The sequence below is a fragment of the Thiomonas sp. SCN 64-16 genome, assembly GCF_001725585.1.
In the GTDB taxonomy this organism is placed as follows: domain Bacteria; phylum Pseudomonadota; class Gammaproteobacteria; order Burkholderiales; family Burkholderiaceae_C; genus Thiomonas; species Thiomonas arsenitoxydans.
In genome coordinates, this window is record NZ_MEGQ01000012.1 from 1 (window position 1) to 20,689 (window position 20,689).

Genomic DNA, 20,689 nt, shown 5'->3' on the forward strand with positions numbered 1-20,689 from the left:
CTCTTGCGCGGTAAGCTGCCCCTTGGCCATCCCTGTCTCCGCCGAGTTCGACTGTCCACAAAATTATCATCAAAATCGACAGAACTGTCATCCACTTTCAGAAACGGCGCGAAACAATGAAAGGCTGTAAAGCATTGAAAATAAACGGAAAAAACAACAATGCGGAACGGGGTGGAACGAAGACAAGACAGACTTCGTCTCCGCCAATATTCTGTTTTAAGAAGTCCAAGGAAGTCTGAAAAACCCGCTGTTCTCCTCTGAGACAGCGGGTTTTTTGTTTGCAGAAGTCTGGCAAGCTTTTTGACGGCCGGTTGCTTCATGGGGCATGGCCTGGGGCATTGAAGCAGATTACGTCGGGCATCCTCCGTGTCTTTGCCTACGACCGAAGGAAAATGCCGCTGACCGGCGCCGAATACAAAACGGCCCGCTTCCCAGAGGGCAAGCCCGTACAAGCGCGTCTTGGTTCTGCTGCAAAAATGGTGCGCCCGGCTGGGATCGAACCAGCGACCCTTGGCTTCGGAGGCCAATACTCTATCCACTGAGCTACGGGCGCAGGCGGAAGGTGCGTTGTGACTTCCGTGCAACGCAACATCTTAACCTGTTCGGGGGCTGTCGCGGCCGTAATGTCAGGAGGGCTTCTGCTTTGGCTGCCTGCAGATTTGACTTGAATTTGACTTGAGGTTCGGTCGACAGGGGGCGACGGTATGTCGCACTACAGAATGTTTCTGAATATGATGCGAATCAAATTCAGGATCTCTGGCGGGCGGTGTTGGGGTTGACCCCGTCGAGGGATCGTGAGCAACGCATATCATGTCGTCTGCAATTTTTCAGATTTCCACTTTTTACACTCGACCGTTATGAGCGCACCGCACTCGAATTCCCATTTCGCTTCTTCCAGTTCCGACGATGTGTCTGATCTGCCTTTTGCGCCGACTCTGCGCAAGATTCTGATGGTGATGGGCGTCGGCTTCATTGTTCCTATCGTCTTGTTGCTGTTGATTGCGTTTTACATCGGCAGCAGCAGCCAGCCACCGGCGGGTTCGGAGGCGCTGGCGACGGCTGAGGTGGATGCGCGGGTTGCTCCGGTGGGCTCTGCCGCAGTGGCGGCCAGCAGTCAGGCTGCGGCACAGCAGAATGCGGCCTCGATGACCACAGCCGCTGCGGCGCCTGCGGCTTCTTCTGCAGCGACAACGCCGGCGGGCTCAAGCAGCGGTGCGGCGGTGCCGGTTGCGGCGACCAAGGTGGACGGCAAGGGTTTGTACGAATCCACCTGTATCGCTTGCCACGGTGCGGGTGTGGCAGGCGCACCCAAGGTGGGCGACAAGGCAGCCTGGGCGCCGATCATTGCACAGGGCGACGCGGTGTTGTATGACCGTGCGATTCATGGTTATACGGGCAAGCTCGGCGTGATGCCGCCCAAGGGCGGTTCTTCGGCGAGCGATGATGACGTGAAGGCCGCTGTGGACTATATGGTGGCTCAGTCGAAGTAAGTGTCGAAGGGGGGGCTCCCCGCCTTCATCGTGACAAAAAAGCCCGCGATCTGCGGGCTTTTTTGTCGCCAACTTCAGGGGGGATCGGGCCGAAAACCGAAGAACTCAGCAGGCGACTCGGTGAAGTGGCCGATGGTCAGGGGGGCGGCGTTGGGCAGGCAGAGTTGTACGCCTGGGGCATCGAGATGGTCGGCGAGCAGGGACATGTCGGCGCTGTGCAGCAGGCCGGGGCCGAGGCCGGTGCGCAGCCACACCTGACCCCGATCATCCAGCCAGAGGGATTCGACCTTGCAAGCCTGGTCGGTATGCGTGCTCCAATGTGCGCCCGCTCTGGCATTGTGATGCAGGCGGATGATCCACGGCGCGGCTTCCAGGCTGACATCGACCCGCTGCGGGCCGTTCTGGAAGTACCACGCACCGGTGGCATCGACGGTGTAGTTGCGGCCGATGAAAGCGGCCAGGCCCGCGTGCAGGACGGGGCCGGCGTCGGTTTTGTCCAGTCGCCCCTTTGCATCGCGAGGCCAGGTGGTGGGGCCAGCGTGATTGCGCATCCACCATTGGCCGCGCTGGTCGAGGGCCAGCCAGCCGGTGCAGCGTGGCACGCTGGGCCAGCGTGACATGGCTTGGAGTACCGCGCTGTCCATCGCTTAGTTTCCGTGTTGGAAGAAGTGCAGCAGACGCTGCGGCAGCCAGTCGAGATGCCCGGGCAGGCTGCCTTGAGCAAAACCGACATGGCCGCCGTGGGCGGGCTGCTCAAGCCGCACCCAATCTGAGACGGCGCTGGCGACGGGTAGCACGTCGGCGGGCTGGAAGGGGTCGTTGCGGGCGTTGAGAATAAGGGTGGGGACGCGAAGCTCGCGCAGATGCGGTTTGCTGGAAGCGCGCTCCCAATAATCGGCCGCGTCGCGGAAGCCGTGGATAGGGGCGGTGAAGGCATCGTCGAACTCGCCCAGATTGCGCGCACGCCGCACGCGCTGCGGATCGGCCAGCCCGGGGTGACGCGCGATCATGCGCAGGGCCTTGGGCTTGAGGGTGCGCAGAAAAAGCCGGGTATAGATCTGGTAACTCATGCCGGTGGCGATGGCGCGGCCTCCGGCGGCCAGATCGAGCGGGGCGCTGACGGCCGCCACGGCGCGCACCCGCTGGCTGGCCGCCCCGCCCTGCACTTGCGCCCAGCGCAATAGCGCATTGCCGCCCAGCGACACGCCGGCGGCGTACAAGGGCGCGCGCGGGCGGGTCTTAGTGAATCTCTGGAGTATCCAGTCGATCTCGGTGAAATCGCCGGAGTGATAGGCGCGCGGCGCGCGGTTGTCTTCGCCCGAGCAGCCCCGGAAGTGCGGCACGGCGCATTGCCAGCCGACTTGGGCGCAGGCGGCGAGAATCGCCTGTGCATAGTGGCTCTGCGACGAACCTTCTAGCCCGTGGAACAGTACCAGCAGGGGGGCGGAAGGGCCGAACGGGGCGTCCAGCCAGTCCACGTCGATGAAGTCGCCGTCGGGCGCCGTCCAGCGTTCACGGCGCAACGCGGGGCGACGCGCGCCGGGACGTGAGATCAGTGCAGGCACCACGGTCTGCAACTGCCCGCCGGGCAGCCAAAGCGGTGCGGTGTAGGGAGTTGCGGCCTTGGTCGAAGACACGGTGCGGGTAAGGAGGCCGAGCGGGACGCTATTCGTCGACACCCTCTCAGTGCAGGACGTCGGTCGGCGCCATGGCGGCCAGCGGCGCCTGCGGCGCGCCGGGGCTGGCGTGGTGCAGCACGATGCGCCACCCGGCGGCGGTCTGTACGAACAGATTGGTGGCGAGCACGAAGCCCCATTGCGGCTGGCCGTCCACATCGAGCGGCACGCGTTCGACCACGCTGTGTGCGGCGCTGGTCATGCTGTGCCAACGGTGCTGTACCTCGGCATTGATCTGCAAACCGCCGTTGACAAACAGTTGCGCGAAGCCCTCGCGTATCGCTGCCTGACCGTCCAGCCGTTGGCCGCCGGGATGAATGCAGCAGATCTCGTCTTCTTCCGACCACAGGGCCATCAGCGCGTCGAGATTGCCGCTGGAAAGGGCCTCGTAGAACGCGGCTTCGACATCATCGGGCGAGTTGGTCCAGGGGGTTTGGGGCGGGAGCTTGCGGCGCGGCATGGCGGGTCTCGGTCGTTGTGTCGGGTCAGCGGAACACCACGGTTTTGTGGCCGTTACGCAGAATGCGATGCTCAACCTGCCAGCGCACGGCGCGCGCGAGCACGACGCTCTCCACATCCTGGCCGACGGCGGTGAGATCGGCCGCACTCATGGTGTGGTCGACGCGTTCGACGTCCTGCTCGATGATGGGGCCTTCGTCGAGCTCGGCGGTGACGTAATGCGCCGTGGCGCCGATGAGCTTGACCCCGCGCGCATAGGCCTGCGCGTAGGGGCGCGCGCCCTTGAAGCTGGGCAGGAAAGAGTGGTGGATGTTGATGGCTCGGCCTTCGAGCTGGGCGCAGAACTCAGCGCTCAAAATCTGCATATAGCGCGCGAGCACCAGCAGCGCCGCGCCGCTTTGTTGCATCACGCCGAAGAGGGCCTGTTCCTGCGCCCGCTTGGTTTCGGCGGCTTCTCCGGCCTTCAGCGGAAGATGGTGAAACTCGATGCCGTAGCTGCGCGTCAGATCGGCGAAAGTGGTGTGATTGGAGACGACGGCGGCGATGTCCATCGCCAGTTGCCCGGCCTTCCAGCGGTAGAGCAGATCGTTGAGGCAGTGGCCGTACTGACTGACGGCGATGACGACCTTGGGGCGAATGCGCAGATCGTGAAACTGCGCCTGCATGTCGAAGCGCTTGCGCACATCGCCGAACAACAGCGCGAGCTGGGCAGCGTCCTGCAGATGCTCCGGGGCGGAGAAGTGCACCCGCATGAAAAACAGCCCGGTGTCGGCATCACCGTATTGCTGCGAATCCATGATGTTGCAACCCGCCTGATAGAGCAGGCCGGAGACCGAATGCACGATGCCTGGCGCGTCCGGGCACGAGAGGGTGAGAACGAATTCTGGCGGGGTGTGAGGCATACCGGGCCGTGCGAGACGGCAGGGAAGAAGGGCAAGCCCGCGATTTTAGGGGCCCGGAAGCGAAGAGAGAACTAGAGGCGGGAATAGGGGCGGGGTATCAGCGAGTGAGCTGCACCGATCCCTGCACCGTGAGCTGCAGCGGGGTGCGCCCCGTGACCAGGGGTACGGCGGGTGCTTGCTCTTCGGCCATGGGCGCGGCGGCGCGCATCATCATGGGGCGGGGCTGCGGCAGTTGTCCCTGCGTGGGTTCGATACTCAGGGTGCGCAGGGTGTAGCTGCCGTAGCCCAGCGCGCGCGCCGCCGTGGCGGCCTTGGACTTGAAGCGCGCTATGGCCGAATCGATCAGCGTGGTTTCCTCGCGGTCGCGCAGGGCCTTGGAGAGTTCGAAGCCGTTGGATTCGATCATGAAGCCCTGCTGCGCCAGTTGCCCGGCCATCTTGCCCAAAGCGGCAAAGTCGTGCGACTTGAGCACCAGTCCGGCGCGCACCGTCCAGCCGTCGCGTTGCGACTGATTGTTCACCGTTTTCCAGCGTGGCTGGGTGGTGAACGCCCCACTGCTGGCCTCGATGTCGGGCACGGTGCGGGCCTGCTTCGAGGCTGCTTCGAGCAACTTGCTGACTTGCGCGGTGAGGCTGGCCGGGTCAGCCCCGCTGCGTTCCGCGGCCAGAGTCGTCACCGCGAGGTCGGGCACTACTTCGACCTGCGCCGTGGCCTGTAGATCGACCACCCCCGCGACCACCCCCGCGACGACTCCCGGGGTCGGCTGTGCAAGGGACTGCGCCTGCGCGGCAGCGCAGAACAGAAGGCTGGCGAGCCATAGACCGGCGACGGGTGAAACTGGACGCAAAACAGGACGTGATGACATGGTTTTTCTCGCAGACAAAGATCGGACGCGACAGACGTAGACCCCAGACGCAGACCCTTAAGCCGAGTCTAAGGCAAGGCAGCGAACATTCCACCATCGCAACTCGTTTGAATCGTTTCGGAGGCAGTCATGCAAAGCAAAAAATCGAAGGTTTCGTCAAAACTCTGGGCCGCACTGGCGGCAGCGGGCATCATCGCCGGAGCCGGCACCATGGCCTATCAGTTCAGCTATGCCGAAACGGCGCCGCAGGTTGAAATGAACCACAAGGTCGTGCCGCTATTCAACAATCCGCCGGCCGCACCAGCGACCAATGTGGCGGTGAACGCGCCGAACTTCGCTTCCATCGTCAAGGCCTACGGCTCGGCGGTGGTGCACATCAATGTGAAGGGCGAAACCAAGGAAACGGTGCAGCAGCAACAGATTCCCAAGCAGTTCCAGAACGATCCGTTTTTCCGCTTCTTCCAGCAATTCAATAACGGCCAGCAGCAGGAAGTGCCGACCGAAGGGCTGGGCTCGGGCTTCATCATCAGCTCCGACGGGCTGATTCTGACCAACGCGCACGTCGTCAAGGGCGCCAGCTCGGTACGTGTGACCCTCACCGACCATCGCACTTACAAGGCCAAGGTGCTGGGCTACGACACCAAGACCGACATCGCGGTGATCAAGATTCCGGCGACCAATCTGCCCACGGTGCGGCTGGGCAACCCGTCCAATCTGGAGCCGGGTGACTGGGTGCTGGCCATCGGTTCGCCCTACGGCTTCTACAACACGGTGACCGCGGGGATTGTGAGTGCCAAGAGCCGCTCGCTGCCCGACGACAGCATGGTGCCCTTCATTCAGACCGACGTGGCGGTGAACCCCGGCAACTCGGGCGGGCCGCTGTTCAACACCAAGGGTGAAGTGGTCGGCATCAACTCGCAGATCTTCACGCAGACCGGCGCGTTTGAAGGGCTGTCGTTCGCCATCCCGATCAATGTGGCCGAGCGCGTGGCCAAGCAGATCATCGAGCATGGCAAGGTGCAGCACGCACGGCTGGGCATCGCGGTGCAGACGGTGACACAAAACCTGGCGACCTCTTTTGGTTTGCAAACGCCTCGCGGCGCGCTGGTCGCGCAGGTCGAGAAAGACAGCCCGGCATCCAAGGCCGGTCTCCAGCCGGGCGACATCATTCTCAGCGTGAACGGCCAGCCGGTGAACGATTCGGCCGATCTGCCGATGATGATCGGCCTGTCCGAGCCCGGCAGCAAAGTGACCCTGGGCGTTTGGCACGATCACAAGCAGCAGACCATCACCGCCGTTCTGGGCAACTTCAGCGACAACGTGACCCTCGCTTCGGCCAGCCCGGGCGCGCAGGGCGACCACGGCGGGCTGGGGCTGGTGGTGCGCCCGCTCAACGCCAATGAAGAGCAGCAGGCCGGCGTGTCGCATGGGCTGTTGGTCGAGGGCGTCAGCGGCCCGGCGGAACAGGCCGGCATCCAGCCCGGCGACATTCTGATCGCGGTCGACGGCAAGTCGGTCAGCAGCATCGATCAGGTGCGTGGCATCCTGAAGAGTGCGGGCAAATCGGTGGCCTTGCTGATTCAGCGCGGCAGCAACCGCATCTTCGTGCCGGTACAGATCGGCTGAAAACTTTCCTCAACTTCCTTTCCTCCAAGCAGTGTTTCGCGGGGCCGCTGGCCCCGCTTTTTTATGCGCGGTCGTGTCGCGAGCTGGTTCTACACTGAGCTTTTTGGATTGGAGAATTTCATGTTGATCGCACAAAACCTCAAGAATCTGGGCATCAGCCTGCCCCCGGTTTCCACCCCCGCCGCTGCCTATGTGCCGTTTGTGCAGACCGGCAATCTGGTGTTTCTCTCAGGCCATATTGCGAAAAAGGAGGGCAAGGTGTGGGTCGGTCAACTGGGCACCGATATGGACACCGCCACCGCCAAGGAAGCAGCGCGGGCCATCGCCATCGACCTGCTGGGCACGCTGCAGGCCGCAGTGGGCGATCTGGAGCGGGTCAAGCGCGTGGTGAAACTGCTCGGTCTGGTGAACTCCGCGCCTAATTACACCGAACATCATCTGGTGATCAACGGAGCGTCGGAGCTCATCGCCCAGGTGTTCGGCGAACGCGGCGCGCATGCCCGCAGCGCTTTTGGCGTGGCGCAGCTGCCGATGGGCGCCGCAGTGGAAATCGAACTGATCGCCGAGGTGTGAGGTGATTCGCAAGTCCCAGCTGGGCGACGCCGAGGCGCTCGCCGCACTGTCGGGTCAACTGGGCTATCCCGCCACTGCGGTACTCATGCGCGAGCGGCTTGCACTCATCTTGCCATCAGCCGATCACGCGGTGTTTGTTGCCGAAGTGCAAGGGCGAGTGGTGGCCTGGACGCATATGCTCAAAGTGCTGCATCTGGAATCCGGGCTCTGCGCCGAAATTGCCGGGCTGGTGGTGGACGAGGCGCACCGCAGCGAAGGCCTGGGGGCGGAGCTGGTGCGCCGCGCCATCGACTGGACGCGCTCGCAGGGACTGGCCGTGCTGCAAGTCCGCAGCCGCGCTGAGCGCCTGCGCACCCATCAGTTCTATTTGCGTCTGGGTTTTGCCCAGACCAAGGTGCAGCATCTGTTCGAGCTGCGCGTGCCGGACTGAGCGCCAAGGAAACTAGAATGCTGCTGGTTTGCCGTACCGGGTTGCGGCACTTTCACGGTTCAGGGAGGAATCGGCATGTTTTTTCAGGATGATGACAACTACGTTCCCATTGTCGGCGTGGTTCTGGCGACCGTGCTCGCGACGGTGGCGGTGATTGTCGGCGTGGCCATCAAAGATGGCGGCGGGGCGCAAGGGCAGGCCGCAGCCGCACCGGCCACAGCTTCCGCGCCGTCCGCCCCCATGCTGGCGACCTCGATGCCGCAACCGATGAATGCAGAGGCCGATGGCGCTCGCGTGGTGGTGGAAAACGGGGTGGTCAAGTTCTACTTCGCCAGTGGCAAGGCCGATCTGGCGGCGGGCGCTGATGCTGCGCTCAAGCAAGTTGCCGAGGCCGTGGCGCAAGGGCACTCGGTGGTGATTAGCGGCTATCACGACGCGACGGGTTCCGCGGCGCTGAATGCCGAGCTGGCGAAGAAGCGCGCTTCCGCGGTGCGCGATGCGCTGGTGGCGCAAGGCGTGTCGGCTGATCGCATCACCCTCGAAAAACCGGCGGAAACGACGGGCGGCGCCAGCGGCGTCGAAGCTCGCCGGGTAGAGGTGGTGGTGAAGTAAAACCGCCGCACGACAACGCAAAAACGCCCTGCCTTTGCTTTGTACAGGGCGTTTTTGTTGGCGTTCTGTTTTACGCGCGGCTCAGGCGGTCCGGCTTGAACGTCACCTCGAGCTTGCGACCGCGCCGGGCGCGTTTGCCGACATAAGCGGTTTGCTGGGCGGCGCTGAGTGTGGCGCTGCGTTCCATGCCGCCGCGACCTTTGCCGCTGACGAGCAGGGCGTCGCGCTCGGCGGCCAGCTGCGCCACGCTTTGCAGGGCTTCCTTGGCGTCGAGCGCCATCAGGGTGATCCCCCTTCCGCCGCGGGCCAGAGTTTTGACTTCTGCCGCCGGATAGAGCAGCAGGCGGCCGTCTGCGCTGAGCGTGGCCAGACGCCCGACAGGGCTGCCGTCGGCGTCGGTGTCGAGCACCAGCGGGCGCTGCAGGGCGTCGCCGTCTTCGAGGGTGACGAAGGTTTTGCCCGCGCGTTGGCGGCTCAGGGCATCGCTGATGTGGGTGACAAAGCCGAAGCCCTGCGCCGTCCACAACAGCAGCGCCGTGGTGCGGGCGCCCGCGAGGTAATGCAGGGCCTGCGTGCCCGGTGCGAGTTCGATGAAAGAGGTGACGGGCTGGCCGTCGCCGCGCCCGCCGGGCAGGTCGGCGACCTCGATGGAATAAACCCTGCCGTCGCTGCCGAGCACGACGAGGGGATCGACGCTGCGGCATTCGAACGTGGCGTAGAGCGCATCGCCCGGCTTGAAGGTGAGGGCGGACAGCACCAGGCCGTGGCCTTTCTGCGTGCGCAGCCAGCCTTTTTGCGACACGATGACGGTGACGGGTTCATCGACCACCTTGACCTCGGCCACGGCGCGTTGCTCGGCCTGGATGAGGGTGCGGCGGTCGTCGCCGAACTGCTTGGCGTCGGCCTCGATTTCGCTGATGATGCGCCTGGTCATGGCTTTTTCGTCGGCGAGCAGTTTTTGCAGTTCGGCGGCTTCAGTGCGCTGGGCGGCGAGTTCTTTGTCGATGCGGATGGCCTCCAGCCGTGCGAGCTGGCGCAGCCGCATGTCGAGAATGTCGTCGGCCTGCAACTCGGTGAGATCGAAGCGCGCCATCAGCGCCGGCCTGGGATCGTCGCTGTTGCGGATGGTCTCGATCACTTCGTCGAGGTTGAGCAGCACCTGCTGCCGACCTTCGAGGATGTGGATGCGCGCGTCCACCTGTTCCAGGCGATGCTTTGAACGACGCTGCACCGTGTCGCGGCGGTAGGCGATCCACTCGCGCAGAATGTCCATCAGCCCCTTCTGGCGCGGCTTGCCGTCGGTGCCGATCATCACCAGGTTGATCGGCACGCTGGTCTCCAGGCTGGTGCGCGCGAGCAGGGTGTTGACGAACTCGGCCTGATCGATGCGAGAGCTGCGCGGCTCGAACACCAGCCGCACCGCGGCTTCGCGGCCCGACTCGTCGCGCACCGTGTCGAGCAGGTTCAGCAGGGTGGCTTTCAGTGCGATCTGCTCGGGTGCGAGCGCCTTCTTGCCAGGGCGGATTTTGGGGCTGCTGAGTTCCTCGATTTCTTCGAGCACCATCTGCGTGCTGGTGCCGTGCGGCAGTTCGTTGATCACCAGTTGCCATTGGCCGCGCGCGAGTTCTTCCACCGTCCAGCGGGCGCGAACCTTCAGGCTGCCACGGCCGACGGCATAGGCGGCGGCGATGTCCTGCGGGCTGGAGATGAGCTGACCCCCGGTGGCGAAGTCGGGCCCGGGCATCAGCGCCAGGACGTCGGCGAGTTCGAGGCGGGGATTCTTCAGCAGGGCGACGCAGGCGTTGGCGACTTCTCGCAGGTTGTGGGCCGGAATCTCGGTGGCCATGCCCACGGCGATGCCGCTGGCGCCGTTGAGCAGCACGAAAGGCAGTCGCGCGGGCAGCAGCCGGGGCTCGGTGGTCGAGCCGTCGTAGTTGGGAATGAAGTCGGCGGTGCCCGCGTCGATTTCGCCCAGCAGCAGCCGGGCGATGGGCGAGAGCCGCGCCTCGGTGTAGCGCATGGCGGCGGCGCCGTCGCCGTCGCGCGAGCCGAAGTTGCCCTGACCGTCGATCAGGGGATAGCGCTGCGCGAAGTCTTGCGACAGCCGCACCAGGGCGTCGTAGGCGGCCTGGTCGCCATGCGGGTGAAAGCGGCCGAGCACGTCGCCAACCACCCGCGCCGACTTGACCGGCTTGGCATCGAACGCCAGCCCCATGCGCCACATGGCGTAGAGAATGCGCCGCTGCACCGGCTTGAGGCCGTCGCACACATCGGGCAGGGCGCGGCCCTTGACCACGGAAATGGCGTAGTCGAGATAGGCGCGGCGCGCATAGTCGCCCAGCGCCAGCGAGTCGGTGTCGTCTTCAGGCCGGTTGTCGAATTCGAGGGTGGCTTGTTCGCTCATATCAGATGTCCACTTCGATCTGGTCGCCATATTCCTCCATCAGCCCGCGGCGCGCCTGGGCTTCACCTTTGCCCATGAGTTGATGGAACAGAGCTTGTGCGTCGTCGGGCCGCACGCGGTACAGACGGCGGGTGTCGGGGTTCAGGGTGGTGTCCCAGAGTTGTTCGGCGCTCATTTCGCCCAGGCCCTTGAAGCGCGAAATCTGCCAGGCGCCGTCCTTCAGGCCGTCCTTGCGCAGTTTGTCTTGTGCGGCCTGCAGTTCGGCGTCGTCGAGCACGTAGATCTTCTGCGCCGGTTTCTTGCCGCGCGCGGGCGCGTCGAGGCGGTAGAGCGGGGGGCGGGCCACGCAGACATGACCGCGCTCGATGAGCTTGGGAAAATGGCGGAAGAACAGGGTGAGCAGCAGCACCTGGATGTGCGAGCCGTCCACGTCGGCGTCGCTCAGAATGCAAATCTTGCCGTAACGCAGGTTGCTTAGGTCCGGCGCGTCGTCCTTGCCGTGCGGATCGACGCCGATGGCCACGGCGATGTCGTGGATCTCGGTGTTGGCGAACAGTCGGTCGCGTTCGATCTCCCAGGAATTGAGCACTTTGCCGCGCAGCGGCAGCACGGCCTGGAACTCCTTGTCGCGGCCCATTTTGGCCGAGCCTCCGGCGGAATCGCCCTCCACCAGAAACAGTTCGGTGCGTTCGGTATCGCGGCTTTCGCAGTCGGTCAGTTTGCCCGGCAGCACGGCCACGCCCGAGCCCTTTTTCTTCTCCACTTTCTGCGCCGCGCGCAGGCGGCTCTGCGCCTGGCGGATGACCAGTTCAGCGAGCTTCTTGCCCTGATCGACCCGCTCGTGCAGCCAGAGTTCAAGCGTGGGCCGCACCGCCTGACCGACCAAGCGCAAGGCATCGCGGCTATTGAGCTTTTCCTTGATCTGGCCCTGGAACTGCGGATCGAGCACCCGCGCGGAAAGCACGAAGGACGCCCGCGCGAACAGGTCTTCGGGCAGCAGTTTCACGCCCTTGGGCTGCAGGTTGTGTAGCTCGATGAAACCCTTCACCGCCTGGAACAGGCCCTCGCGCAAGCCGGCTTCGTGCGTGCCGCCGGCCGGGGTGGGAATGAGGTTGACGTAAGACTCGCGCAGCACCGCGCCCTCCTCGGTGAAGGCCACGCACCAGGCCGCGCCCTCGCCTTCGGCGAAACTCTCCTGTTCTGAAGCGCTGGCGTAGTGCTCGCCCTCGAACAGGTCGATGTAGGGCTCGGCGGGCAGGCTGCTGAGCAGATAGTCGCGCAGCCCGCGGGCATATTCCCAGTGCGTGATGTCGCCGGTTTTTTGCTGAATCAGATCGACCTTGACCCCGGGCAGCAGCACCGCCTTGCTGCGCAGCAGATGGGTGAGTTCGGCCAAGGGGAGATGGGGGCTGTCGAAGTATTTGGCATCGGGCCAGACCCGCACGCGGGTGCCGCTTCTGCGCTCATCGCGTGCGGCCTTGCGCACCGCCAGGGGTTCGATAACGTCGCCACCTGCAAACACCAGATGCGCCACCTGGCCGTCGCGCCAGACGGTGACCTCCAGCCTTGCCGCCAGTGCATTCGTGACCGAAACGCCCACGCCGTGCAAGCCGCCCGAGAAGCTGTAGGCGCCGCCCTGCAACTTGTCGAACTTGCCCCCTGCATGCAGCCGGGTGAACACCAGCTCGACCACCGGCGCGTTCTCTTCCGGGTGCAGGCCGAAGGGGATGCCGCGGCCGTCGTCTTCCACGCTGATGCTGCCGTCGGTGTGCAGGGTGACGGCGATGTGCTGGCAGTACCCGCCCAGGGCTTCGTCAGCGCTGTTGTCGATGACTTCCTGCACGATGTGCAGCGGGTTGTCGGTGCGGGTGTACATGCCCGGACGCTGGCGCACGGGCTCCAGGCCCTTGAGCACGCGGATGGACGATTCGGAATAGGCGGGAGGTCGGCGACTGGCCATGGAGGGTCGGAAAATTATCCACAGGGGTGCCACCGGTGCCCAGTTATCCCCAGCGGCTGGGGAAAATGTCACACCGGATGGGCGGAAAGCCCTGATTTCATGCGGGTTGATCGGGCTGCCCAAAAAAAAGGCAGGCCGTTGTGTCGGTCAGTTCTGCGCGGCGCGAGGTCGCGCAGTACTGAGTGAGGATTGTAGGCAGGGGCGCGAGTAGGGAAAACCAGGGAAGAGCAACGGGAAACGCGAGGGCACGCGCAGGCCCTTACTGCATTTCCAGATCGGGCAAGACCGCGTCGAGTCCGGCCTGGGCGCATTCCTCGTCGACCTTGCCGTCCGGCGCGCCGCTCACGCCCACGGCGCCGTACATCCGGCCCCCGGCTTCGATCGGCACGGAACCCGCGGTGAAGGCCAGGCCGTCACCCAGCAGCGCCAGGGGCGAGGCGGCTTGCGGCCCCATGGCGCTGCCTTTGATGCCGAACATGGCGGCGGTATAGGCCTTTTGTCGGCTGATGGCCAGCGAGACCGGCGGGGCCAGGGTGTCGCGCAGCGTGGCCTGCACGATGCCGTTGCGATCGACCACGGTCACGCTGACCTGCAAGCCCTTGGCGCGACAGGCCTTGATGGCGCCCTGCGCGATGCGCTCGGCGGTCTCAAGGGTAAGTCGGTGGACCGTGACGGTGAGCGGCTCGGCCGCGAAGGCGGGTGCGGACAGCAAGGCGCACAGACCGAGCGCCGCGGGCAAACGAAGGGAAGCTTTCATGTTGTCTCCTGCAGAATTTTTTTGGGGATGGGCAGGCAGTGTGCGTGACGCAGTATTGCACAGCAAAAGCCGCTTTGCCTGCGGGCAGGAAGGCTGATTTAGCGAGCCACCAGCCCACCCCGAAACCCTTCGCTTCGCTCGGCTCTCTGTTCTGGGCACTATGGACTCTTGGGACGGTCCGGCGCGTCTGTCATGAGTTTGTCCAGCGTGGGCGCGATCGCCTGGGCGATGCGTTGCATGCCTTGCGCATCCGGGTGGAGCAGCACGGTTTGATGCGTCTCGTGCCCTTCGAGATAGAGCGCGGGATCGGGCTGGCCTTGGGCGTCGAGCAGCACATGGCCGACATTCAGGAAGGTCACAAGGGGGCTGTGGGCATAACGCTGCGCCAGCGCGGCGTTGATCTTGAGGGTTTCGGCGCTGATCCAGGCCGAGCGCTTGCTGGGCAGCACGCCGAGCAGCAGCACCGCGGTGTGCGGCAGCAACTGGTGCACCTTGTCCACCACCGCCTCGATGCCCGGCACGGTCAGGTGTGCGCCCCAGTGCGGCCGTCCCAGATTGTTGGCGCCGATCAGCAGGATGCAGACCTTCGGAGACAGCCCCTGAACCTGCCCGTGATCGAGCCGCCACAACACGCTGGAGGTAGTGTCGCCGATGAAGCCGAGATTGAGCGGCTGGTAGCGTCCGTATTCGCGTTGCCAGATGGGCTGGTAGTCGGCCCAGGGCTGCGGGCTGCTGCGCTCCCAGTTCTGGGTGATGGAGTCGCCCAGCCAGACGAGTTCTGGCTGGCTGCGGCGCACCTGTTGCAGCGACGCTTCAAAGCGCTTGCGCCACCACGGCAGATCCAGGCGGCCGATGGGCGTCGCGGCCAGATTGACTGGGGCTCGCGCCTGGGCGGCTTTCAGCCACGGGCTGAACAAAAGCGTACCTGCCGCGGCCCTCAGCAGTAAGCGACGCTGCATCGCAGGCGACGAGAAGGACGGTTCGGGGTCGGGCAGTGGGGACATGGGAGAGGGTTCAGTAAGAGAAACAGCCAGAGAAACGCCGCGCTTACGGTGCTGAGTTCGTGAAGCAGTGCGCAATTTTCAACAATTCTTATCGCTGCGTGAGAGGCTACGGGCCGACAACGTGACGGATTTCACGGACAGGGCGACGCAACTTCCAGAGAATCCAGTCAAGCCAGAGCCGTTAGCGAATCTGGTGCAGGAATAATGCTTATCTTTCGTTGATTTCTCCAGTTTGTCTGGATTGTCAACAAGTTTGGTTCTTTGCTGACAATCATCGACCGATTTTTTGGGATGTTTTCTCTTCATGAAATGTCGTTTTCTGCCCTGAAACTTTGACTCACTGACCCTGCTGCAACGCCCTCATGTGCTCCGTGTCCACCCGCTCCGTGATTCGCTGGCTGTTCTGGTCAGTGGGCCTCGCTGCGTGTTACATCCTGGTGGCCTGGCTGGTGCTCGGGGTGCGGTCGAGCGAGCTCATTCTGTGGCCTTCGGCGGCCGTGGCGGCCTTCGGCCTGATTGCGCGCGGGCCGTCGATGGTGCCGGCCATCGCGCTCGCGTCCTGGGTGAGCGACTACATGCTGTTGGGCTGGGGACTGCAGGCCAGTGCCTTGATCGCGGCGGGCGATGTCCTCGGGCCGCTGCTCGGTCTGTGGCTGCTGCGGCGACGCGCGCGCTGGCAGGGTTTCGAGACGACGGCCGACGGTCTCTGGTTCATCGGCGCCATGGGCGTAATCGGCGCGGGGGTCTCTGCGGCCGTGGGGGCCGCTGCTGCGGCCACCTTCGGTTTTGGCCGGACGCCCGTTTCGCCTGATCTGGGCGTGCAATGGTGGGTGACCGATATGGCCAGCATCGTGGTGCTCACCCCCGCCGCCGAACTGCTGCGCCGGGTGTCGCTGCAGACCTTGCGGGCGGCGTTCAACGGGGAAATGGTGTGGCTGCCGGCGCTCGCGGTGATCGGCACTCTGCTGGTCTATCTCATGCCAGTCGGCCAGAGCGCGCTGCCCATCGGGCTGGCGAGCCTGGTCATGTTGCCGCTGCTGTGGTCGGCGATGCGCTTGCCGCTGGCGGTTTCCGCCGCCTTGAGCGCGGTCATCAGCCTGCTGATCGTGACGGCGACCGTGCTGCAGCAAGGCCCGATGTACAGCATGCTGGGCAGCGACCGCTTCATGTCCATGCAGATCATTCTGCTGGCGTTCGCCAGCGCCATGCTGCTCGCCGGATTGCTGGCCAACGAGCGCACCGTGGCACTCAAACAGGTGCGCGACATCAATGCCACGCTGGAAAAAAAGGTCAACCGTCGCACCGCCGCGCTGCAGATCAGCCAGGCCACCACGCAGGCGCAGTTGCGGTTTCAGGAATCACTGCTCAACGCCCTGCCCAACCCGGTGGCGTTCAGCGATCCGCAGGGGCGGTTCACCCGGGTGAACGTGGCCTTTAACCTGCTCGTCGGGCTCAGCGGCCCGGAAATTCACGGCCGTACCGGAACGCAGATTCTCGGCACGACGCTGGGCCGCATCTGGGAAGACATGGACAGCGAGTTGCTCTCCGGCAGCCTGCAGGTCACGCGCGAAGCGCCTTATCTGCATCCCGATCATGAGCCCACGGTGTGGATTTTGAACAAGGCGCTGGTGCGCGACGCGGTCAGTCGCCAGATCGTGGGCGTGGTCACCAGCATGCAGGACATCACCGCCATCAAGCAGTTGCAGCAGCAACTCAGCGAAGACGAGCAGCGCTTTCGCTTCCTCGCGGAAGAGTCGCCGGTGCCGCTGGTCATCACCCGCACCAGCGACGCGGCGCTGCTGTTTTCCAACAAGGCCGCCGACAGTCTGTTCCGCGGCTCGTATGCGGAGCACGCCGGGCAGTCGATGCGGCCTCTTTGGGGCGACTCGGTCGATCGCGATCAACTGCTGGCTCGGCTGCAGCGCGAAGGCGGCATCGTGCGCGGCGTGGAGGCCCAGTTCCGCCGGTTCGACGGCACCGAGGTCTGGCTGCTGCTGTCGGTCACCCGGGGGCGTTACCGCGACGACGACGCGCTGATCTTCGCCTTCAAGGACATCACCGAGGCCAAGGCGCGCGAAAGCGAATTGCGCAATCTGGCCTACACCGACACGCTCACCGGCATTCCGAACCGCCGCTACTTTCTGGCCCGCGCCGCACTGGAACTGCGCCGCGCGCAGCGTGAGGGCAGCCCGTTCGTGGTGCTGGCGCTGGACATCGACCGTTTCAAACAGATCAACGACCGCTTCGGCCATCAGGTGGGCGACGCTGTCATTCGCTGTTTTGCGCAAACCTGCATGCAGCAGTTGCGCGGGCCCGATCTGTGTGGACGGCTGGGGGGCGATGAGTTCGCCATTCTGCTGCCGCAGACCACGCGGCAGGTCGCGTTCGATGTGGCGCAGCGCCTGCGGCTGTCCATCCAGGAAGCCAGCTGCCTGCCCTCGAGCGCGCCTGATGGCTTGACGCTGACCACCAGCATCGGCATTGCCGAGTTCCTTCCCACGTCCACCCTGATGGACGCTGACGAATTGCTCGACCGCGCCGACCAGGCGCTCTACCGCGCCAAACAAGCCGGACGCAACCGGGTGGAAATCTGGACGGGTGAAGCTCCAGCGCCGGTGTGAGGCGGGGCGCTCGATCAGCCCTGTTTTTGATCGAGTAGCCAGCGGTACAGCGCATCGCGCTTCAGCCCGGTGAGGTCGGCCGCAACCGCGGCCGCGCGTGAGGCGGGCAATTCTTGCGCCAGCCGCTGCAGCAAGGCGACGGCTCGGGTGTCGAGTTCCGCCACCGGCGCGCGCGGCTGCAACAGCAGCACGAATTCGCCCTGCGCCCGCCGGGGATCGGCATCGAGCCAGTCGAGCGCGGCTTGCGGCGTGCAGGGCAGCAGGGTTTCGAACTGTTTGCTCAACTCCTTGGCGAGGACGAGCTGCGCTTGCGCGTCAAGCTCCAGCAAGGTGAGCAGGCAGTCGCGCAGCCGGTGCGGGGCTTCGAAAAACACCGTCACCCGCGAAGCCTGTAGCGCGGCCTGCAGAAAGGCGCGCAGCGCCACGGTCTTTTCGGGCGCGAATCCCGCGAAGCAATAACCCGAGTGCAGATCGAGGCCGCTGGCGCTGAGCGCCGTCGTCACCGCGCTGGCGCCCGGCAGGGGCATCACCCGCAGCCCGGCGGCATGAGCGGCCGCGGCGATGCGGCTGCCCGGATCGCTGATGCCCGGCGTGCCCGCGTCGCTGAGAAAAGCCACGCGCTCGCCCGCGGCCACTGCGGCGACGATGTGCTGCGCGGCCTGCGCCTCGCGGTGCCGGTCGCAGCGCAGCGTGGGTTTGCGCAGCCCGTAGGCTTCGAGCAGACGCTGCGCCACCCGGGTGTCTTCCGCCGCGATGCGGTCGGCATGGTGCAGCGCGGCCAGGGCGCGCAGGCTGATGTCGGCCAGGTTGCCGATGGGCGCGGCCACCATGTAGAGCGCGGGCGGAAAATCCTGCTGGGCGCAGAATTCCAGTGCGGTTTGGAGGGGAGTGGACATGGCGGGCATGTTGCAAATGTGGAAGCAGCGCGCGGCGCGCCGTCTGGGGCAGTCGGCAGAAGCGCAGGCCTGTGCCGAGCTGCAGGCCCGCGGCTTGCGGCTGGTCGAGCGTAATTATCGGGTGCGGGGCGGCGAGATCGACCTGATCATGCGCGCGGCCGACGGCACGCTGGTCTTTGTCGAGGTGCGCGCCCGCAGCAACGCGGCGGCGTATGGCGGGGCGGCTGGCAGTGTCGATGCGCACAAACGCCGCCGTATTGTGCTGGCCGCGCGTCACTATCTGGCGCGTCTGGTCGAGGAGCCGACATGCCGTTTCGATGTGGTTGCGCTGGAAGCGGGCAAGCTGGAGTGGCTGCCCGGCGCGTTTTCGGCGGAAGAATGACGACGCAGGCAGGACAACACGCGGGCCGCACAGGCACTCGACCCCGACTAACATCGCCCTTTTGTCTCTCAGTCACATCATGCTAGAGCAGCGTATCCAGCAGCATTTTTTCGACAGCGCCGATCTGAAGTATCAGGCGGCCGAGGCGCTGACCGGGCCGATCGCGCGCGCCGTCGATGTGCTGGCGACGGCGGTGTCGAACGGGCACAAGATTCTGATCTGCGGCAACGGCGGATCGGCCGCCGACAGTCAGCATCTGGCCGCGGAACTGGTCGGCCGCTTCGAGCGCGAGCGCCCCGAGCTGGCCGCCATCGCCCTCACCACCGACACCTCCACCCTCACCGCCGTGGCGAACGATTATGGTTTCGACCATGTGTTCTCCAAGCAGGTGCGGGCGCTGGGCCTGCCCGGCGATGTGCTGGTCGCGTTCAGCACCAGCGGCAATTCGTCGAGCATCGTCGAAGCCGTGCGGGCCGCGCAGGCCAGAGAGATGAGCGTGCTGGCGCTGACCGGGCGCACTGGCGGCCGGGTGGCCGGCCTGCTGCGCGAAGCGGATGTGCATATCGCCGTGCCCAACGACCGTACCGCCCGCATCCAGGAGGTGCATCTGCTGACGTTGCATTGCCTTTGCGATGGCTTAGACTGGGTGCTGATGGGTGAACCGGAGTCTTTGGCATGACACAGATGAACGTGGATATTTGTTCTAAATCGGCTTCTGCGGCGAGCGGCGTGCGTCGTTCGCGCGGTTTGTGGCGCGCGGCCAGTCTGCTGACCGTCGTGCTCGCGGCCACGCAGTTGCAGGGCTGCTTCGTGCTGGGTTTGGGCGCGGTGGGCACCACCGCCTATGTGGCAACCGACCGACGCACGGCAGGCTCCATCCTCGAAGACAACACCATTGAGCTCAAGGCGGACAACCGCATTTCTTCCGCCCTGGGCGCTGATGCCAATGTGCGCGCCGTGAGCTACAACCAGCAGGTGCTGCTGGTCGGCCAGGTGCCGAGCGAGGCCGACAAACAGAAGGCCGAACAAGTCGTCAAGGGCGTACCCAATGTCAAGGCCGTGCTCAACGAAATTGACATCGGGCCCGTGGCCGATCTCAACCGCAGCGCCACCGACACCCTCATCACCACCAAGGTGCGCGCCCGCCTGATCGACGCCCGCGATATTTTCGGCAATGCTTTCAAGGTGACCACGTCCAATAGCGTGGTCTATCTCATGGGCATCGTCACCCAGCGCGAGGCCGACCGTGCCGTGCAGATCGCACGTGACACCACGGGCGTGTCGAAGGTCGTGACCATGTTCAACATCATCAACGAACAGCAGTTGCAGGACATGCGCAACCCGCAAAAGGAAAACGCACCGCCGCCCGAGCCACGCGGCAATAATCCTGCCTAAATTTTCTCTACCTCTCTCTTAACCCAAGGACTGATTATGAGTTTGCGCGACGTGCCTGCGGGCAAAAGCCTGCCTGACGACTTCAACGTAGTGATCGAAATTCCCGCGCACGCGCCGCCGGTGAAGTACGAGGTGGACAAGGCCAGCGGGACGCTGTTCGTCGATCGCTTCATGTCCACCGCGATGCACTACCCGTGCAACTATGGCTACATTCCGCAGACCCTGTCGGAAGACGGCGACCCGGTGGACGTGCTCGTGGTCACCACCATTCCGCTGGTGCATGGCTGCGTGGTGCGTTGCCGCCCCATCGGCATGCTGAAAATGACCGACGAAGCCGGGGTGGACGCCAAGCTCATCGCCGTGCCGGTGGAAAAACTGCTGCCGCAGTACCGCCACATCCAGAAGCCCGAAGACCTGCCGCCCGAACTGCTCAAGCAGATCGAGCATTTTTTCAACCACTACAAAGACCTCGAAGCGGGCAAGTGGGTGAAGACCGAAGGCTGGGCCGGGATTGATGCCGCGCGGGCCGAAATCACCGCCAGCGCCGCGCGCTACACGGCCAAATAATCGTCGTCAGTAAAAACAAAGGCCACTCTCGGGTGGCCTTTGTCGTCTTTGTCTTTTGTGGCGCCGCAGT

21 protein-coding genes and 1 tRNA gene are annotated in these 20,689 nt (G+C 64.6%); 10 read left to right on the forward strand and 12 right to left on the reverse strand.

Annotated elements, in window-relative coordinates; translation table 11 throughout:
- Together ABT24_RS05000 and ABT24_RS05005 are read right to left on the reverse strand one after the other, a co-directional pair.
- On the reverse strand, window positions 1–320 hold a 320-nt coding region (locus ABT24_RS05000; protein WP_286737408.1), incomplete at its 3' end, for a hypothetical protein.
- 157 nt (window positions 321–477) lie between these two features.
- Window positions 478–553: transfer RNA gene (locus ABT24_RS05005), tRNA-Arg, on the reverse strand.
- Between the two features lie 304 nt (window positions 554–857).
- Here ABT24_RS05005 and ABT24_RS05010 point away from each other — a divergent pair.
- Window positions 858–1,490, forward strand: a complete 633-nt coding sequence (locus ABT24_RS05010) for a c-type cytochrome (protein ID WP_276732154.1) — start codon at window positions 858–860, stop codon at window positions 1,488–1,490.
- A 74-nt stretch (window positions 1,491–1,564) separates the two neighbouring features.
- On the opposite strand, the gene ABT24_RS05015 is transcribed toward ABT24_RS05010, so the two are convergent.
- The 5 genes from ABT24_RS05015 to ABT24_RS05035 form a co-directional block, all read right to left on the reverse strand.
- Entirely contained in the window at window positions 1,565–2,134 is a 570-nt protein-coding gene (locus ABT24_RS05015) for a DUF2946 family protein (protein ID WP_276732152.1), read from the reverse strand.
- Between the two features lie 3 nt (window positions 2,135–2,137).
- On the reverse strand, window positions 2,138–3,169 hold the full coding sequence (locus ABT24_RS05020) for a YheT family hydrolase (protein WP_423837858.1): 1,032 nt from the start codon (window positions 3,167–3,169) through the stop codon (window positions 2,138–2,140).
- A 4-nt stretch (window positions 3,170–3,173) separates the two neighbouring features.
- Complete coding sequence (locus ABT24_RS05025; protein WP_013122223.1) at window positions 3,174–3,626, reverse strand: YybH family protein; 453 nt, start codon at window positions 3,624–3,626, stop codon at window positions 3,174–3,176.
- A 25-nt stretch (window positions 3,627–3,651) separates the two neighbouring features.
- Complete coding sequence (gene purU, locus ABT24_RS05030) at window positions 3,652–4,527, reverse strand: formyltetrahydrofolate deformylase (protein WP_276708999.1); 876 nt, start codon at window positions 4,525–4,527, stop codon at window positions 3,652–3,654.
- Window positions 4,528–4,624: 97 nt separating this feature from the next.
- Window positions 4,625–5,392 carry an SIMPL domain-containing protein gene (locus tag ABT24_RS05035; protein WP_276732145.1) on the reverse strand — a complete coding sequence of 256 codons (768 nt, stop codon included), beginning with the start codon at window positions 5,390–5,392 and terminating at the stop codon, window positions 4,625–4,627.
- A 129-nt stretch (window positions 5,393–5,521) separates the two neighbouring features.
- Here ABT24_RS05035 and ABT24_RS05040 point away from each other — a divergent pair, with 129 nt between their 5' ends.
- The 4 genes from ABT24_RS05040 (at window position 5,522) to ABT24_RS05055 (ending at window position 8,633) form a co-directional block, all read left to right on the forward strand.
- Window positions 5,522–7,018, forward strand: a complete 1,497-nt coding sequence (locus ABT24_RS05040) for a Do family serine endopeptidase (RefSeq protein ID WP_276732143.1) — start codon at window positions 5,522–5,524, stop codon at window positions 7,016–7,018.
- 120 nt (window positions 7,019–7,138) lie between these two features.
- Window positions 7,139–7,591, forward strand: a complete 453-nt coding sequence (locus ABT24_RS05045) for a RidA family protein (protein ID WP_276708993.1) — start codon at window positions 7,139–7,141, stop codon at window positions 7,589–7,591.
- A 1-nt stretch (window position 7,592) separates the two neighbouring features.
- The gene (locus tag ABT24_RS05050) at window positions 7,593–8,021 is read left to right on the forward strand and encodes a GNAT family N-acetyltransferase (RefSeq protein WP_276732139.1); all 429 of its coding nucleotides are present in this window, start codon (window positions 7,593–7,595) and stop codon (window positions 8,019–8,021) included.
- A 75-nt stretch (window positions 8,022–8,096) separates the two neighbouring features.
- Window positions 8,097–8,633, forward strand: coding sequence for an OmpA family protein (locus ABT24_RS05055; RefSeq protein ID WP_276732136.1), 537 nt, complete (start codon window positions 8,097–8,099; stop codon window positions 8,631–8,633).
- Window positions 8,634–8,703: 70 nt separating this feature from the next.
- On the opposite strand, the gene parC is transcribed toward ABT24_RS05055, so the two are convergent.
- The 4 genes from parC to ABT24_RS05075 all read right to left on the reverse strand — a co-directional run bounded on the left by parC (window position 8,704) and on the right by ABT24_RS05075 (window position 14,758).
- Window positions 8,704–11,037, reverse strand: a complete 2,334-nt coding sequence (parC, locus tag ABT24_RS05060) for a DNA topoisomerase IV subunit A (RefSeq protein WP_276732133.1) — start codon at window positions 11,035–11,037, stop codon at window positions 8,704–8,706.
- A gap of 1 nt (window position 11,038) precedes the next feature.
- Window positions 11,039–12,997, reverse strand: a complete 1,959-nt coding sequence (locus tag ABT24_RS05065; protein WP_276732129.1) for a DNA topoisomerase IV subunit B — start codon at window positions 12,995–12,997, stop codon at window positions 11,039–11,041.
- 259 nt (window positions 12,998–13,256) lie between these two features.
- The gene (locus ABT24_RS05070) at window positions 13,257–13,754 is read right to left on the reverse strand and encodes a GlcG/HbpS family heme-binding protein (RefSeq protein ID WP_276732127.1); all 498 of its coding nucleotides are present in this window, start codon (window positions 13,752–13,754) and stop codon (window positions 13,257–13,259) included.
- 158 nt (window positions 13,755–13,912) lie between these two features.
- Window positions 13,913–14,758 (reverse strand): GDSL-type esterase/lipase family protein, encoded by an 846-nt coding sequence (locus ABT24_RS05075; RefSeq protein ID WP_276732125.1) that lies wholly within the window; start codon window positions 14,756–14,758, stop codon window positions 13,913–13,915.
- A 362-nt stretch (window positions 14,759–15,120) separates the two neighbouring features.
- On the opposite strand from ABT24_RS05075, the gene ABT24_RS05080 reads away from it, so the two are divergent.
- Window positions 15,121–17,379, forward strand: coding sequence for a sensor domain-containing diguanylate cyclase (locus tag ABT24_RS05080; RefSeq protein WP_276732122.1), 2,259 nt, complete (start codon window positions 15,121–15,123; stop codon window positions 17,377–17,379).
- Window positions 17,380–17,393: 14 nt separating this feature from the next.
- Here the strand turns inward: ABT24_RS05080 and rsmI are convergent, their stop codons facing one another.
- A complete protein-coding gene (rsmI, locus tag ABT24_RS05085) occupies window positions 17,394–18,275 on the reverse strand; it encodes a 16S rRNA (cytidine(1402)-2'-O)-methyltransferase (protein WP_276732119.1) in 882 nt (293 codons plus the stop codon).
- Between the two features lie 7 nt (window positions 18,276–18,282).
- On the opposite strand from rsmI, the gene ABT24_RS05090 reads away from it, so the two are divergent.
- The 4 genes from ABT24_RS05090 to ppa all read left to right on the forward strand — a co-directional run bounded on the left by ABT24_RS05090 (window position 18,283) and on the right by ppa (window position 20,619).
- Complete coding sequence (locus ABT24_RS05090; protein WP_276732157.1) at window positions 18,283–18,657, forward strand: YraN family protein; 375 nt, start codon at window positions 18,283–18,285, stop codon at window positions 18,655–18,657.
- A gap of 79 nt (window positions 18,658–18,736) precedes the next feature.
- A complete protein-coding gene (locus ABT24_RS05095) occupies window positions 18,737–19,336 on the forward strand; it encodes a phosphoheptose isomerase (RefSeq protein WP_276732116.1) in 600 nt (199 codons plus the stop codon).
- The gene (locus ABT24_RS05100) at window positions 19,333–20,052 is read left to right on the forward strand and encodes a BON domain-containing protein (RefSeq protein WP_276732114.1); all 720 of its coding nucleotides are present in this window, start codon (window positions 19,333–19,335) and stop codon (window positions 20,050–20,052) included. Before ABT24_RS05095 ends, ABT24_RS05100 begins: the two co-directional genes overlap by 4 nt.
- Window positions 20,053–20,088: 36 nt before the next feature.
- Entirely contained in the window at window positions 20,089–20,619 is a 531-nt protein-coding gene (gene ppa, locus ABT24_RS05105; RefSeq protein WP_013104665.1) for an inorganic diphosphatase, read from the forward strand.
- Window positions 20,620–20,689 lie beyond the last annotated feature (70 nt).